The organism is Gaiella sp. (assembly GCF_035558935.1).
In the GTDB taxonomy this organism is placed as follows: domain Bacteria; phylum Actinomycetota; class Thermoleophilia; order Gaiellales; family Gaiellaceae; genus Gaiella.
Genome location: NZ_DATMBZ010000045.1, coordinates 1 through 12,581, shown reverse-complemented (window position 1 = coordinate 12,581; position 12,581 = coordinate 1). Strand labels below are relative to the sequence as shown.

At 72.0% G+C, this 12,581-nt stretch carries 14 protein-coding genes; 10 read left to right on the top strand and 4 right to left on the bottom strand.

Annotated elements, in window-relative coordinates:
• The first annotated feature begins 3 nt into the window (after positions 1-3).
• From purB to purQ, 4 genes are read left to right on the top strand one after another with little or no spacing between them, the layout of a single operon-like run.
• Positions 4-1,323 carry an adenylosuccinate lyase gene (gene purB / locus VNM44_RS04695; protein ID WP_325623168.1) on the top strand — a complete coding sequence of 440 codons (1,320 nt, stop codon included), beginning with the start codon at positions 4-6 and terminating at the stop codon, positions 1,321-1,323.
• Positions 1,316-2,173 (top strand): phosphoribosylaminoimidazolesuccinocarboxamide synthase, encoded by an 858-nt coding sequence (locus tag VNM44_RS04690; RefSeq protein WP_325623166.1) that lies wholly within the window; start codon positions 1,316-1,318, stop codon positions 2,171-2,173. The genes purB and VNM44_RS04690 overlap by 8 nt, the downstream gene beginning before the upstream one ends.
• On the top strand, positions 2,170-2,412 hold the full coding sequence (gene purS / locus VNM44_RS04685) for a phosphoribosylformylglycinamidine synthase subunit PurS (RefSeq protein ID WP_349258012.1): 243 nt from the start codon (positions 2,170-2,172) through the stop codon (positions 2,410-2,412). Before VNM44_RS04690 ends, purS begins: the two co-directional genes overlap by 4 nt.
• A complete protein-coding gene (gene purQ / locus VNM44_RS04680; RefSeq protein ID WP_325623164.1) occupies positions 2,409-3,119 on the top strand; it encodes a phosphoribosylformylglycinamidine synthase subunit PurQ in 711 nt (236 codons plus the stop codon). Before purS ends, purQ begins: the two co-directional genes overlap by 4 nt.
• A gap of 37 nt (positions 3,120-3,156) precedes the next feature.
• Here the strand turns inward: purQ and VNM44_RS04675 are convergent, their stop codons facing one another.
• Positions 3,157-3,429: a hypothetical protein gene (locus VNM44_RS04675; RefSeq protein WP_325623162.1), complete on the bottom strand. Its 273-nt coding sequence runs from the start codon at positions 3,427-3,429 to the stop codon at positions 3,157-3,159.
• 71 nt (positions 3,430-3,500) lie between these two features.
• Here VNM44_RS04675 and VNM44_RS04670 point away from each other — a divergent pair, with 71 nt between their 5' ends.
• The 4 genes from VNM44_RS04670 to VNM44_RS04655 all read left to right on the top strand — a co-directional run bounded on the left by VNM44_RS04670 (position 3,501) and on the right by VNM44_RS04655 (position 7,809).
• On the top strand, positions 3,501-3,806 hold the full coding sequence (locus VNM44_RS04670; RefSeq protein WP_325623160.1) for a glutathione S-transferase N-terminal domain-containing protein: 306 nt from the start codon (positions 3,501-3,503) through the stop codon (positions 3,804-3,806).
• Entirely contained in the window at positions 3,803-5,332 is a 1,530-nt protein-coding gene (locus tag VNM44_RS04665; RefSeq protein WP_325623158.1) for a GMC family oxidoreductase, read from the top strand. Before VNM44_RS04670 ends, VNM44_RS04665 begins: the two co-directional genes overlap by 4 nt.
• Complete coding sequence (locus tag VNM44_RS04660) at positions 5,329-6,330, top strand: glycerate kinase (RefSeq protein ID WP_325623156.1); 1,002 nt, start codon at positions 5,329-5,331, stop codon at positions 6,328-6,330. The genes VNM44_RS04665 and VNM44_RS04660 overlap by 4 nt, the downstream gene beginning before the upstream one ends.
• Positions 6,331-6,444: 114 nt before the next feature.
• Positions 6,445-7,809: an FAD-binding oxidoreductase gene (locus VNM44_RS04655; RefSeq protein ID WP_325623153.1), complete on the top strand. Its 1,365-nt coding sequence runs from the start codon at positions 6,445-6,447 to the stop codon at positions 7,807-7,809.
• 42 nt (positions 7,810-7,851) lie between these two features.
• On the opposite strand, the gene VNM44_RS04650 is transcribed toward VNM44_RS04655, so the two are convergent.
• Positions 7,852-8,358: a PadR family transcriptional regulator gene (locus VNM44_RS04650; RefSeq protein WP_325623149.1), complete on the bottom strand. Its 507-nt coding sequence runs from the start codon at positions 8,356-8,358 to the stop codon at positions 7,852-7,854.
• A 206-nt stretch (positions 8,359-8,564) separates the two neighbouring features.
• On the opposite strand from VNM44_RS04650, the gene VNM44_RS04645 reads away from it, so the two are divergent.
• The gene (locus VNM44_RS04645; protein WP_325623147.1) at positions 8,565-9,902 is read left to right on the top strand and encodes a S8 family peptidase; all 1,338 of its coding nucleotides are present in this window, start codon (positions 8,565-8,567) and stop codon (positions 9,900-9,902) included.
• Positions 9,903-9,950: 48 nt separating this feature from the next.
• Here the strand turns inward: VNM44_RS04645 and VNM44_RS04640 are convergent, their stop codons facing one another.
• Positions 9,951-11,288 carry an MFS transporter gene (locus VNM44_RS04640; RefSeq protein ID WP_325623145.1) on the bottom strand — a complete coding sequence of 446 codons (1,338 nt, stop codon included), beginning with the start codon at positions 11,286-11,288 and terminating at the stop codon, positions 9,951-9,953.
• Between the two features lie 43 nt (positions 11,289-11,331).
• Between VNM44_RS04640 and VNM44_RS04635 the strand changes: the two genes are divergently transcribed.
• A complete protein-coding gene (locus tag VNM44_RS04635; RefSeq protein WP_325623143.1) occupies positions 11,332-12,204 on the top strand; it encodes a haloalkane dehalogenase in 873 nt (290 codons plus the stop codon).
• Positions 12,205-12,206: 2 nt separating this feature from the next.
• On the opposite strand, the gene VNM44_RS04630 is transcribed toward VNM44_RS04635, so the two are convergent.
• Positions 12,207-12,581, bottom strand: a 375-nt coding sequence (locus VNM44_RS04630) for a cupin domain-containing protein (protein WP_325623141.1), incomplete at its 5' end; no start/stop codon positions are given.

Sequence of the window (12,581 nt, the reverse complement as noted above, 5' to 3'; positions counted from 1 at the left end):
CGTGTGATCGAGCGCTACTCCCGCCCCGCCATGACGCGGATCTGGTCGGGAGAAGCGACGCTCGAGCGATGGCTCGCCGTGGAGCTCGCGGCGCTCGAGGGCTGGGCGCGCCTCGGAGTCGTGCCCACGGAGGCGGTGGAGCGCATCCGGGCGACGGCCGTTGCGCCCGACCCTGCTCGGGTGGCGGAGATCGAGCGCACGACGAACCACGACGTGGCGGCGTTCGTCGACGCGGTCGCCGAGCAGCTCGGGGAGGACGGCCGCTGGTTCCACTTCGGCCTCACCTCGTCGGACGTGCTCGACACCGCGTTGTCGCTCGCTGTGCAGGACGCCGGAGCACTCGTGCTCGAGGGGCTCGAGCGGGCGTTCCGGGTCGTCGTCGCGCGAGCCGAGGAGCATCGCGACACGCTCTGCATGGGTCGAACGCACGGCGTGTATGCCGAGCCGACGACGTTCGGGCTGAAGCTGGTCGGCTGGGCGTTCACGCTGGACCGCGAACGGTCGCGCATCGAGGGAGCTCTCGAAGGGCTCCGCGTCGGCAAGCTCTCGGGCGCGGTGGGCCAGTATGCAGCCATCGACCCCGAGGTCGAGCGCATTGCCTGCGAGCAGCTCGGGCTCGATGCGGCACCGAGCTCGACCCAGATCCTTCAGCGTGACCGACACGCCGAGTTGCTCGGCACTCTCGCGCTCCTCGGCTCGTCGCTCGAGCGTTTTGCGACCGAGATCCGCCATCTCGCCCGAACCGAGGTTCGGGAAGTCGAAGAGCCCTTCGGCCGGGGCCAGAAGGGGTCCTCGGCGATGCCCCACAAGCGAAACCCGATCGTCGCCGAGCGCATCTGCGGTCTCGCGCGGGTCCTCAGGGCACACGCGCTCGTCGGCCTGGAGAACGTCGCGCTCTGGCACGAACGCGACATCTCCCATTCGTCCGCCGAGCGGGTCGTGATCCCGGACTCGTTCCTCGCAATCGACTACATGCTGGACAGGTTCGCGTGGCTCGTCGAGGGCCTCGTCGTGCGGCCGCAGCGAATGCGGGCGAACGTCGACGCCGGTCACGGGGTGTTCTTCAGCCAGCGACTGTTGTCGGCGCTCGTCGAGAGCGGGCTCTCGCGCGAGGCCGCCTACCGGATCGTCCAGCGGCACGCGGCGAGGGCGTGGGACGAGGAGCTCGACTTCCGTGAGCTCGCTCGGGCAGATGCCGAGATCTCCGGCCGCGTCGACCTCGACCGCGTCTTCTCGCTCGATGCGTATACCGCGCACGTCGACACCGTGTTCGAGCGCCTGCGGGCGCTCGTCGCGGCGCGGGAGGCGCCTCTGCATGCCTGATGCGTTGCACGTCGGGAGCGGCAAGGTGCGCGAGCTCTACGCGCTCGACAGCGAGACGTTGCTGCTCGTGGCGACGGATCGGATCTCCACCTTCGACGTGGTGCTCCCGACCGAGATCCCCGACAAGGGACGCGTGTTGACGGGGCTCTCGGCCTTCTGGTTCGCGCGGACGCGGCACATCGTCCGCAACCACTTCGTCGCGCTGCGTGACGACGGACGATCGCTCGAGTGTCGGCGCCTCGAGATGCTTCCGGTGGAGATCGTCGTGCGCGGCTACCTCGCCGGCTCGGGCTGGACGGACTACCGCGCGACAGGGGCCATCTCGGGCCACCGCCTGCCGGGTGGGCTGCGCGAGTCCGAGCGGCTCCCCGAGCCGATCGTCACGCCCGCGACCAAGGCGACCGAAGGACACGATGTGACGATCACCGAGGACGACGCGGCATCGCTCTGCGGCGCGAAGCCGTACGCGAAGGCCCGGGACGCCGCGCTCGCGCTGTACCGCTTCGCCGTCGAGCACGCCGAGGCGAGGGGCATCCTCCTTGCCGATACGAAGTTCGAGTTCGGCATCGACGAGCAGGGTGCGGTGACGCTCGCCGACGAGGCGCTGACTCCCGATTCGTCGCGATTCTGGCCCGCCGACGGCTATGCCCCGGGGGCGCCGCAGCCGTCGTTCGACAAGCAGTACGTCCGCGACTGGTGTCTCGGCACCGGCTGGGATCGGACCGCGCCCGGGCCGGAGTTGCCGCCCGAGGTGGTGGCCGGGACGCGCGCCCGGTACGTGGAGGCCTTCGAGCGTCTCACCGAGATTCCCTTCGCCCGTTATCTCGCCGCGCCGGACGTGATCCTGTGAAGTTGACCGTGCTGATCCGACCGAAGACGGGGATCCTCGATCCCCAGGGAGAAGCCGTCCAGGGATCCCTCGCGACGCTCGGATTTGCCGTCACGAGCGCGCGGGTCGGCCGGCTCGTCGACCTCGAGGTCGAGGCTGCCGACCTCGACGCGGCACGAACCGAGGTCGAGCGCATGTGTGCGGAGCTCCTGGCCAATCCGCTGATCGAGAGCTTCGAGATCGTCGAGGGCAACGCGTGACCGAGCCACGCCCCCGGATCGCCGTTGTCACGTTCCCCGGGTCGAACGACGACGGCGACGCGCGCCTCGCGCTCGACCGCCTCGGAGCCGAGCCCGTCGCCCTGTGGCACACGGCGACGGAGCTCCCCGAACGCGTCGCAGGCCTTGTCCTTCCCGGTGGGTTCTCGTACGGGGACTACCTTCGCTGCGGCGCTCTCGCGCGCGTGGCGCCGGTGATGGATGCGGTTCGCAGGTTCGCGTCGGACGGCGGGCCGGTGCTCGGGATCTGCAACGGCTTCCAGATCCTCTGCGAGGCCGGTCTCCTACCCGGCGTGCTCCGCTGGAACCGGCAGCTCGAATTCCTGTGCGCGGACGTGACCGTCGTCGTCGAGTCGGCCGCGACCCCGTTCACCGAGTCGTGCGACCCGGGCGACGAGCTCGTCATCCCAATCAAGCACGGTGAGGGCAATTGGGTCGTCGACGACGAGCTGTACGGCGACGTGCTCGCCCACGGCCAGGTCGTCCTGCGATACACCGAGGACGTGAACGGCTCGCGCGACCGCGTGGCAGGCGTCTCGAACCGCGAGGGCAACGTGCTCGGGCTGATGCCGCACCCGGAGCACGCGGTCGACCCGCTGCTCGGGCCAACGGGCGGAGTCCCGTTGCTCGCGGGATTGATCGCCGCGGCGCGTGGCCGCGTGCGGGCCGACGCCCTCGCCCGGGCGTGACCGGGGGGCCCCGGGCCCGCGGCATCCATCGTCCCTCTCAGCCGCCCATGCCGGCCTCCTCGAGCGCACGTCTCAGGTCGGGCGACCGCTCCAGCGCTGCGCGAAGCCGTGCGAGATCGCGTTCGCGGAGCGTGACGGGGCCGCGCCGCGCGCTCCCGCTCGTCGCGTAGGAGAAGCGCACCAGCCGCTCGCCGCCCGCGGATTCGAGCAGCTCCACACGGGTCGTGAACCGCTTCTCGCCGGCCCGCTGCGCGACCGACACTTCATCGACCGTCGTGGCCCGGCCCCAGGGTGTCGTCACCGTCGCCATGGGAGACAACGTAGCGCGGGAGACGTGACGTGTGTGTGCCGAGAACGTGCCGACTCTGCGACGATGCGAACGTGCTCGAGCTCTGGCAGGCCGAGTGGTGCCCTCATTCCCACCGGGTCAGGCTGCGCCTCACAGAGCTCGAGGTCGACTGGGTCGCGCGCACCGTTCCACTCGACCGGGACGAGCGCGACGCGATGGAGGCCGCCACCGGCTTTCGCTCGATTCCCACGCTCGTCGACGGGGAGACCGTCGTCCACGGCGCCGACGCGATCGTCGAGCACCTCGACGCGCATCACGCGAAGCCCGCCGACGCGATGCGCCACCGCGCGCAGATGCGCGCCGAGTGGCCTCACTGGGTCGAGCTCGAGGGACGGTGAGGGTGTACGACGTCGTGGTCGTCGGGGCCGGGTCGGCGGGCTGCGTGCTCGCGGCCAGGCTGAGCGAGGATCCATCGACGAGCGTTCTGCTGCTCGAGGCGGGGCCGCGTGACCGCAAGCTGAACGTCCGCGTTCCCGCCGCCTTCTCGAAGCTGTTCGGATCGCCGCTCGATTGGGGCTACCGGACGGCGCCGCAGGCCGCGCTCGACGACCGCCGGGTCGTCTTTCCCCGCGGCAGGGTCCTCGGCGGCTCGTCGTCGATCAACGCGATGATGGCGATCCGCGGCCACCGGGCCGACCACGACGCGTGGCCTCCGGGATGGGGCTGGGACGACGTCGCTCCGGCGTACGCCCGCAGCGATGCGCACTTCCCGCGCGCGACGCAGCGGCATCCGAGCCGTTTGACACTCGACTTCCTGGAATCGGCGGCCACAGCCGGGATCCCTGCCGCCCGCGACCTCAACGCCGCCGACAACGAGGGCGTCGGCCTGACGCCGGTCTCGATCCGGAGGGGCCGTCGTCACAGCGTGGTGGACGGCTACCTGCGCGCGGCCATGCGCCGCCCGAACCTGACGGTGGTGACCGGCGCGCACGTCACGCGCCTGCTCGTCGACCGCGGAAAGGCCCGCGGAGTCGCATACCGACCTGGAGAGACGGCGAACGAGGAGGAGGCACACGCGAGTCGCGAGGTCGTGCTCGCGGCCGGCGCGATCGACACCCCGAAGCTGCTGCTGCTCTCCGGGATCGGGCCTCCGGACGAGCTCGAGCGGCACGACATCGCCGTCGAGGTGGCGTCGGCGGCCGTCGGCAAGAACCTCAAGGACCATCTCGCAAACGGCGTGCTTGCAGCGGTCGACGCAGAGACGCTTTTCAGCGCCGAACGGTTGCGTCACGTCCTCGCGTGGCTCACCTTGGGCCGCGGCCCGCTCACGTCGAACGTCGCCGAGGCCGCTGCGTTCGTCCGCACCGAGCCGTCGGTGGCCGGGCCCGACCTCGAACTGATCTTCGCGCCGGTGCTGTTCGAGGAGGAGGGAACGGTGCCACCGTCGCAGGACGGGGTCACGATCGCGGCCGTCGTCCTCCAGCCGCGGAGCGTCGGAGAGGTGAGGCTCTCCTCGTCGGATCCGCTCCACGCGCCCGAGATCGATCCCTGCTACCTGACCGACCCCGGAGGTCGCGACGCCGCGGTGCTGCTGGAAGGCATCCGCAGGGCCCGGCGAATCCTCTCGGCCGAACCGCTCGCCCGGCACGTGTCCGGCGAGCTGCTGCCTGGCGCCGACGCGACCGACGACGACGCCCTCCACGCCCATCTCCGCGCGCGCTCGCAGACGCTCTACCACCCGGTCGGCACGTGTCGCATGGGTGAAAACCAGGACGCCGTCGTCACGCCGGATCTCCGCGTCCGGGGCGTCGACGGGCTCCGTGTCGTCGACGCCTCCGTGATCCCGGCTCTTCCACGCGGGCACACGAACTGGCCGACGGTGATGGTCGCCGAGCGCGCCGCCGAGCTGATGCGCGTCCGGTGAAGGCCGACCGCCCGGTCCTCTGCTGCCCCGACAAGTTCCGCGGCACGCTCACGGCACGCGAGGCGGCCGATGCGCTCGCCGCTGGAGTCGAGCGGACAGGGCGTGCCGCGGCTCGCCTGCCCCTTGCGGACGGAGGTGAGGGCACGCTCGACGTCCTCTGCCCCGATCTCGACAGCCGCCGCACCACGCGGGTCACGGGACCGCTCGGCGACCCGGTCGAGGCCGAGTGGGCCGTCCGCGGCGACACCGCGGTGATCGAGATGGCGCGTGCGAGCGGGCTCGCCCTCGTGAGCGGGCCGAACGACCCGCTCCGGGCGACGACGGCGGGCACGGGCGAGCTGATCGAAGCTGCGCTCGACGACGGCCTGCGGCGCATCGTGGTCGCCCTCGGCGGCTCCGCGACGGTGGACGGAGGGCTCGGCGCGCTCGAGGCGCTCGACTTCGATCTCCGTGATGCCGAGGTCGTGGTCGCCTGCGACGTGTCGACGACGTTCGTCGACGCGGCCCGCATGTTCGGACCGCAGAAGGGTGCGGACGCCGAGGACGTACGCCGGCTGGAGCAACGGCTGGAACGCCTTGCCGAGCGCTATCGCGCGTCCCACGGCGTCGACGTCCGGAGGCTGCCGGGCTCGGGAGCCGCCGGGGGCCTGGCCGGAGGCCTCGCTGTCCTGGGCGCGCGGCTCGTGGCGGGGGCAGCCCTGGTTGCGGACGCGGTCGGCCTCCGGGCTTCGCTGGGATCGTCCTCGCTGGCGCTGACGGGCGAGGGGCACGTCGACGCGACCTCCGTCGCCGGGAAGGTCGTCGGGCACGTGATCGGCACGGCGCGCGACGCAGGGACGCCAGTCGCGGTCGTGGCGGGCGACGCCGACCTCGGAGCGCTACCCGACGATGTTCGCTGCTTGACGCTGGTCGAGCTCGCCGGCTCGGCCGAGACCGCGCGGCGCGACGCTGCCGGGCTCGCCGCCGCCGCGGCCGAGGCGCTCGTCGCGCGTCGTTGACGGCGGGCAAGAACGCCGGTCTGCGCCCGCGGCCGGTGCGGACAACCGCACCGATCGCGCCGGATGCCGCAGCGACGCTCGGGGCACGACCCCGAAGGCACAGGAGACTTTCACATGGCGCAGCTCATCGAGACCGGAAACCCGACCCGCACCGCGTCCTCGCCGGACATCCTCCTCTTTCCCGGGGACGCGGGCTGGGATGACGCCAGGCGCGCCTGGAACCTCGCCGTCGATCAGCGCCCCGCGGCCGTCGCGCTGCCCGAGACGGTTGACGACGTCGTCGACGTCGTCGAGCATGCCCGGCTCGTCGGGCTGAAGGTCGCCGTCCAGGGCACGGGGCACGGGGCCGGTGCGCCGCTGGACGGCACGCTGCTCGTCAACACGTCCCGGATGACCGGTGTCGAGATCGACCCCGTGGCGCGCGTCGCCCGCGTCGCGGCCGGGACGATCTGGGCGGACGTCGTCGACGCCGCGGTCCCGCACGGTCTCACCGCGCTCCACGGCTCCGCTTCCGACGTCGGCGTCGTCGGCTACTCGCTCGGCGGCGGCGTCGGCTGGCTCGCCCGCAAGCACGGGCTCTCGTCCTCGAGCGTGCTCGCCGCCGAGGTCGTCACCGCGAGCGGCGAGGTCGTCCGCGCCGACCCGGAGACGAACGCCGACCTCTTCTGGGCGCTGCGCGGCGGCGGAGGCAGCTTCGGTGTCGTCACGGAGGTCGAGATTGCGCTCTACCCGGTCTCGGAGGTGTACGCCGGCTGGCTGATGTGGCCGATCGACCGTGCCGAGGATGTGCTGGCGGCGTGGGCCGACTGGACGCGAAATGCGCCGGATGAGGTCACCTCCATCGGCCGCCTACTGCAGATCCCGCCGATCCCCGAGATGCCGGAGCCGCTCCGCGGCCGTCAGCTGGTCGTGGTCGAGGCCGCATACCTCGGCGACGAGCGCAGCGGCCGCGAGCTGCTGGCACCACTGCGCGCGCTGGGGCCGGAGATCGACACGTTCGCGACGATTCCCGCGCGCGCTCTCACCGAGCTGCACCGGGACCCGCCCGGCCCGGTCCCCGGCCGGGGCGAGGGGTGGATGCTCGACCGGGTCGATGCGGACGCCGTCCGCGTGCTCGTGGCGGTCGCGGCGATGGACGGCACCTCGCCGCTGCTCTCGCTCGAAGTGCGTCACCTCGAGGGTGCGCTCGGACGCCCCGATCCGAACGGCGGCGCCCTGTCGCACCTCGAGGCCCCGTACGTCGTGTACGCGGTCGGCGCCGTCACGTCACAGGAGGCCGTGGCGTCGATCGACGAGCGCGTCGACGCGATCCGCTCCTCCCTCGCGCCGTGGCTCTCGGGCAGCGCGTACTTCCACTTCGCCGAGCGTGGCGTCGACAAGAGAGCGCTCTACCCGGCGGGGGTGTACGAGCGGCTGGCACGCGTCCGTGCGGACGTGGACCCCGAGGGCCTGTTCCGCGCGAGGCACACGATCGACTGACGAGCTCGTCGGATCGGTGGGGAGCCGCCGCTCCCCACCCGGTTACTCGTCCTCCTCGGCGAGCAGACGGTAGAGCGCGCGCCGCGCGTCGCGCAGCACCGACTGCGCGGCCTCGATCTGCTCCGTTGTCCCGGCGTGGGCGACCTGGCGCGTCGCGGCGAGCACCTGGAAGCCGAGGTCCCGTAGTCCGACGAGCGCGTCCTCGCTCTCGCCGGCGACCGCGCTCCACGGCGCCTCGGTCGACGCGGCCTGCTCGCGGCCGGCGTCGGTCAGCTCGTACACGCGCTTGCCCGAATCGGAGGCGGTCTCGCGCACGAGCTCCTCGTCCTCGAGCTGCTGGAGCGTGGGGTAGACCGAGCCGGGGCTCGGCCTCCAGACGCCGCCGGTCCGCTCGGCGAGCTCCTGGATGATCTGGTAGCCGTGCATCGGCTCCTCGGCGAGGAGAACGAGGATCGCGGCGCGGATGTCGCCGCGTCCGGCGCGCCGGCCGAACGCGTAGCCCGGCCCGAAACCGCGGTGGTGCTGGCGGCGGTGGCGCCGTCCGGTCATGAACCGGAGCCGATCCTCACGATGGCACCGGTTTGGTGCGATGGCGAATGCCGACATGGCACTCCTTTCGTCGCTGTATCGCGATATATCGTAACAGATCGTTGCTCCAACCGCACAGCGGGGTTGTCGCACGGCCGCGAGGCCGTTAGTGTGGCGCGCACCTCGTGTCGGAACGCACGAGCGGGGGCAACCAAGGGGAGGAACGGATGAGGAAGCTTCGAGTGGTCGCGGCGGCGGCCGTTGCGGTCGTCGCCTCGCTCTGTCTCGTGCCGGCGGCATCGCCGGCCGAGACGACGCCGAGCGCCGTCGCCATGTGCACAAGCCTGCTCGCTCCGGTGATGGGTGGCGCCGTGCCGTCGTCAGAGCCACTGGCCCCGTGCCAGTGGGACATGCTCCAGATCCACGCGACGACCGGTGGCTCGTACGCGGTCGCGACCGGCAGGGGCGTGCGCGTCGGGGTCATCGACGGCGGCGTCGACATGACGCATCCGGACATCGCGCCGAATCTGAACGTCGCCCTTTCCTGCTCGTTCATCTTCTCGACGACTCCGACCGCCGACCCGCAGGAGGTCGGGAACGGCGACTGCACGAACAAGGCAGCTGTTCAGGACCTCGGCGGCCACGGGACTCACGTCGCGTCGACCATCGCCGCGCCGGTGAACGGGATCGGGATCGCGGGCGTCGCGCCGCAGGCGACGATCGTGGCGATCAAGGCGTGCACGATCGCGAGCTACTGCTTCGCCGACTCCGTCGCCGCCGCGCTCCGGTACGCCGGAGACCTGCGGCTCGACGTGGTCAACCTGAGCCTGTTCGCCGACCCGTACCTCTATCTCTGCGGGAACGACGCGGAGCAGCGTGCGATCTACCGGGATCTCCAGGATGCCGCGCGGTACGCGCAGCAGCGGGGAGTCGTGATCGTCGCCGCGGCCGGCAACGAGTCACAGGACCTGCAGCATCCCGATCAGGACGTGATCAGCCCGGACTGGCCGCCGGGCGCGGCCGTGACCCGGGACGTCGGGAACAACTGCCGTGTGACGCCGGCAGAGATCCCCGGGGTGCTCGCGGTCTCCTCGGTCGGCCCGTTCGGCATCGCCGACTACTCGAACACGGGCATGGGCGTCGTCGGGGTCGCCGCGCCGGGCGGTGACTACTTCCAGGGGCTCGACGTCGTCCAGACCGGTGTCCTGGCCGCGGGGTCGAGCACGGACAACGACCCCGACCTGGGGATCTGGCCGTTCCTCGACTTCCTCAACGACAACGCCTTCCCGGGCCTGACCGTGCTCGACCACGGGGCCCGTTACGACGTGCTGACCGGGACGTCGATGGCGTCGCCGCACGCCGCCGGCGTGGCGGCGCTCGTCCGGCAAATGCATCCGGGGTGGAGTCCCGGAGCGGTCATCGCCGCCGTCGAGCGGAGCGCGCAGCCGCGTTCGTGCCCCGCTGCGGACGGTTTCACGACGGCGGTTCCCTGCCAGGGGCAGGGAGGCCGGACCTCGTACTTCGGCCACGGTCTGGTGGACGCGCTCGCCGCGGCCCGCACGTAGTTCTCCGGGGGAGGAGAGGGAGGGGCGCCCCTGCGGCGGCGCCCCTCCCTACTGCACCGGTGCGGTCTCGATGGCCGCGACGGCCGGGAGCCCGGACGCCGCGCACGGGCTCTCGACGCCCGCCTTCGTGCCGACGATCCGGTCGGGCGCCCCTCCGATCGCGCGGACGCGCCCGAGCAGCGGTAGGGCGAGGCCCGTCACGATCCCTCCGGCGACGAACGCGGCGCCGACCGAACGGCTCTCGCCGAGCGCGCCGAGCCCGACCTGGCCGCCGACCCCGCCCGTGTTCGAGATCATCGAGTCGAACGAGACGACCGTCGCGCGCTTGTCGCTCGGCACGACCTGGTGGAGGTACGCCTGGCGGACGGGGCTCGTCACTCCGGACGCGCCCATGATCAGGAGCAGCGCCGGCAGCGCGAGCCAGAACGAGGACACGAGCCCGAGCGCGACGGCCGCGCCGGTCTCGACGGTGGCCGCGCCGAGCAGCAGGGTGGTGCGGCGGCCGCAGCGCCGGGAGAGCACCTCGACCAGCTGGTTCCCCGCGATCGTCGAGAGCGCGATCCCTGCGGTCACGAGCCCGGCGATCCACACGGCGTCGCTCCCGAGCAGGTCGAGCATGTACGGCTGCGAGGCGTAGAAGGCCCACATCGAGAATCCGAGCTGGAAGAACGACGCGAGCATCAGCAGCCGGAGCGGTCGCTGCGCCCAGCCGTACGCGACGCCGTCGCGGGCATTGCGGGCGACCGCAGACGGGAGCTCGGCGACGGTCACGCGGCGGGGCGTGAAGCCGACGTCGTGCATCACGGCGTAGGCGATCCCGAACACGGCGACGAGCAGTCCGGAGCGGACGAGGTAGGGAAGCGAGAGGTCGATCTGGCCGAGGAGGCCGCCGCCGACCGTCCCGACGAGCATCGCCGCGCCCGTGATCTGCTGGCCGCGGGCGAAGATCCCGTCGAGCGGCCCGTGATGACCCGTGACCGCGAGGGCGTCGACGAGCCAGGCCTCCATCGCGCCCGAATAGAAGGTGAAGCCGAGCCCCATCAGGACGGACACGACGGCGAAGGCGACCACGCCCGCGTCGACCTCGGCGAGGGCGACGTAGAGGAGCGTCGTGACCGCGAGCACGACGAGGGAGAGCAGGAACGACACCCGCCGGCCGAGCGTGTCGGCGACGACCCCGGTCGGTACCTCGAACAGCACCATCCCGGCCGAGAACGCGGCGTTCGCGAGGAAGACCTCGAAGAACGACAGCCCGGCGTCGAGCAGGAAGAGCGTGTTCACGCCCCAGATCGCCGCTGCCGACAGCGTGTAGAGGCCGGACAGCACGAAGTAGCCGGTGAGGATCCGCCGGGTCGACGGCACCTGCGGGGCGGCGGGCTCGCTCACGGGCTGAGCCTACGTCCCCGGGCCCGCGCGTAGAGTCGTCCGCGTGGAGGCCTACCGCACCCCGGACGAGCGCTTCGACGAGCTCGCGGGATGGCCGTACACGCCGCGGTACCTCGAGCAGGACGGCTTGCGGATGCACTACGTCGAGAAGGGCGCGGGCGAGCCGGTGCTGCTCCTCCACGGTGAGCCGACGTGGGGGTTCCTCTACCGGCGCATGATCCCGGCGCTCTCCGCGGTGGGCCGTGTGTTCGCTCCGGACCTGTTCGGCTTCGGCCGCTCGGACAAGCCCCGCTCGCAGGAGGACTACTCGTACGCCGGTCACTACCGCTCGATCGAGCGGTTCGTGCTCGAGCTCGACCTCGCGCGCCTGACGATCGTGGTGCACGACTGGGGCGGGCCGACCGGGCTCCGCCTCGCGGTCTCGCATCCCGCCCGCGTCGAGCGGCTCGTGATCCTCAACACGGGCGTCGGCGTCGGCGCGCCGTCCGAGCAGTGGCTCCGCTTCCGCGAGCTCGTCCGGGCAGTCGGGCCGGACTTCACGGCGAGCCGGCTGGTGCAGGTCGCCTGCGTCTCACCGCTGGACGACGACGCCGTTCGCGGCTACGACGCGCCGTTCCCGGTCGCCGAGGCGAAGGCCGGCCCGCTCGCCTTCCCAGAGCTCGTCCCGACTGAGCCGGACCATCCCTCCGCCGCAGAGATGCTCGAGGTGCGCGCCGCCCTGTCGCGCTGGGAGAAGCCGGCGCTCGTCCTCTTCTCGGACTCCGACCGCGTCTTCTCGCCGGCGCACGCGGAGCTGATGGCGGCGCACATCCCGGGCGCGCTCCCGGCGGAGATCGTCCCGGGCGCCGGGCACTTCCTGCAGGAGGACAAGGGCGAGGAGATCGCCGAGCGGATCGTCCGCTTCGTCGCCTCGTAGCCCTACTCGATCGTCGGGTGGAACGTCGCCTCGCCGCGCTCCGGCGGGGCACCGTAGACGAAGAGCCGCAGCTCGTCGTCGTGACGGTTCGAGAGCTGCAGCACCGTGCCGGGCTGCACGATCAGCACGCTGCCGCGCTCGAGCTCGTGGCGCTCGGGCTCGTCCCCCTCGCCCATGTGGATCGTGAGCGTGCCGTCGAGGACGACGAAGACCTCCTCCTGGACCGGGTCGCTGTGGCGCCGGCCGATGGCGCCCGGCGGGTAGCGGTAGAGGTTCGCCCGCGAGCGCGTCATCGCGTCGGAGAGCTCGGAGACGAGGCGGGGGTCGCCTTCTCGGCGAGGGTGCCACTCGAGCTGGCCGGCGTGGAAGACGGTGTA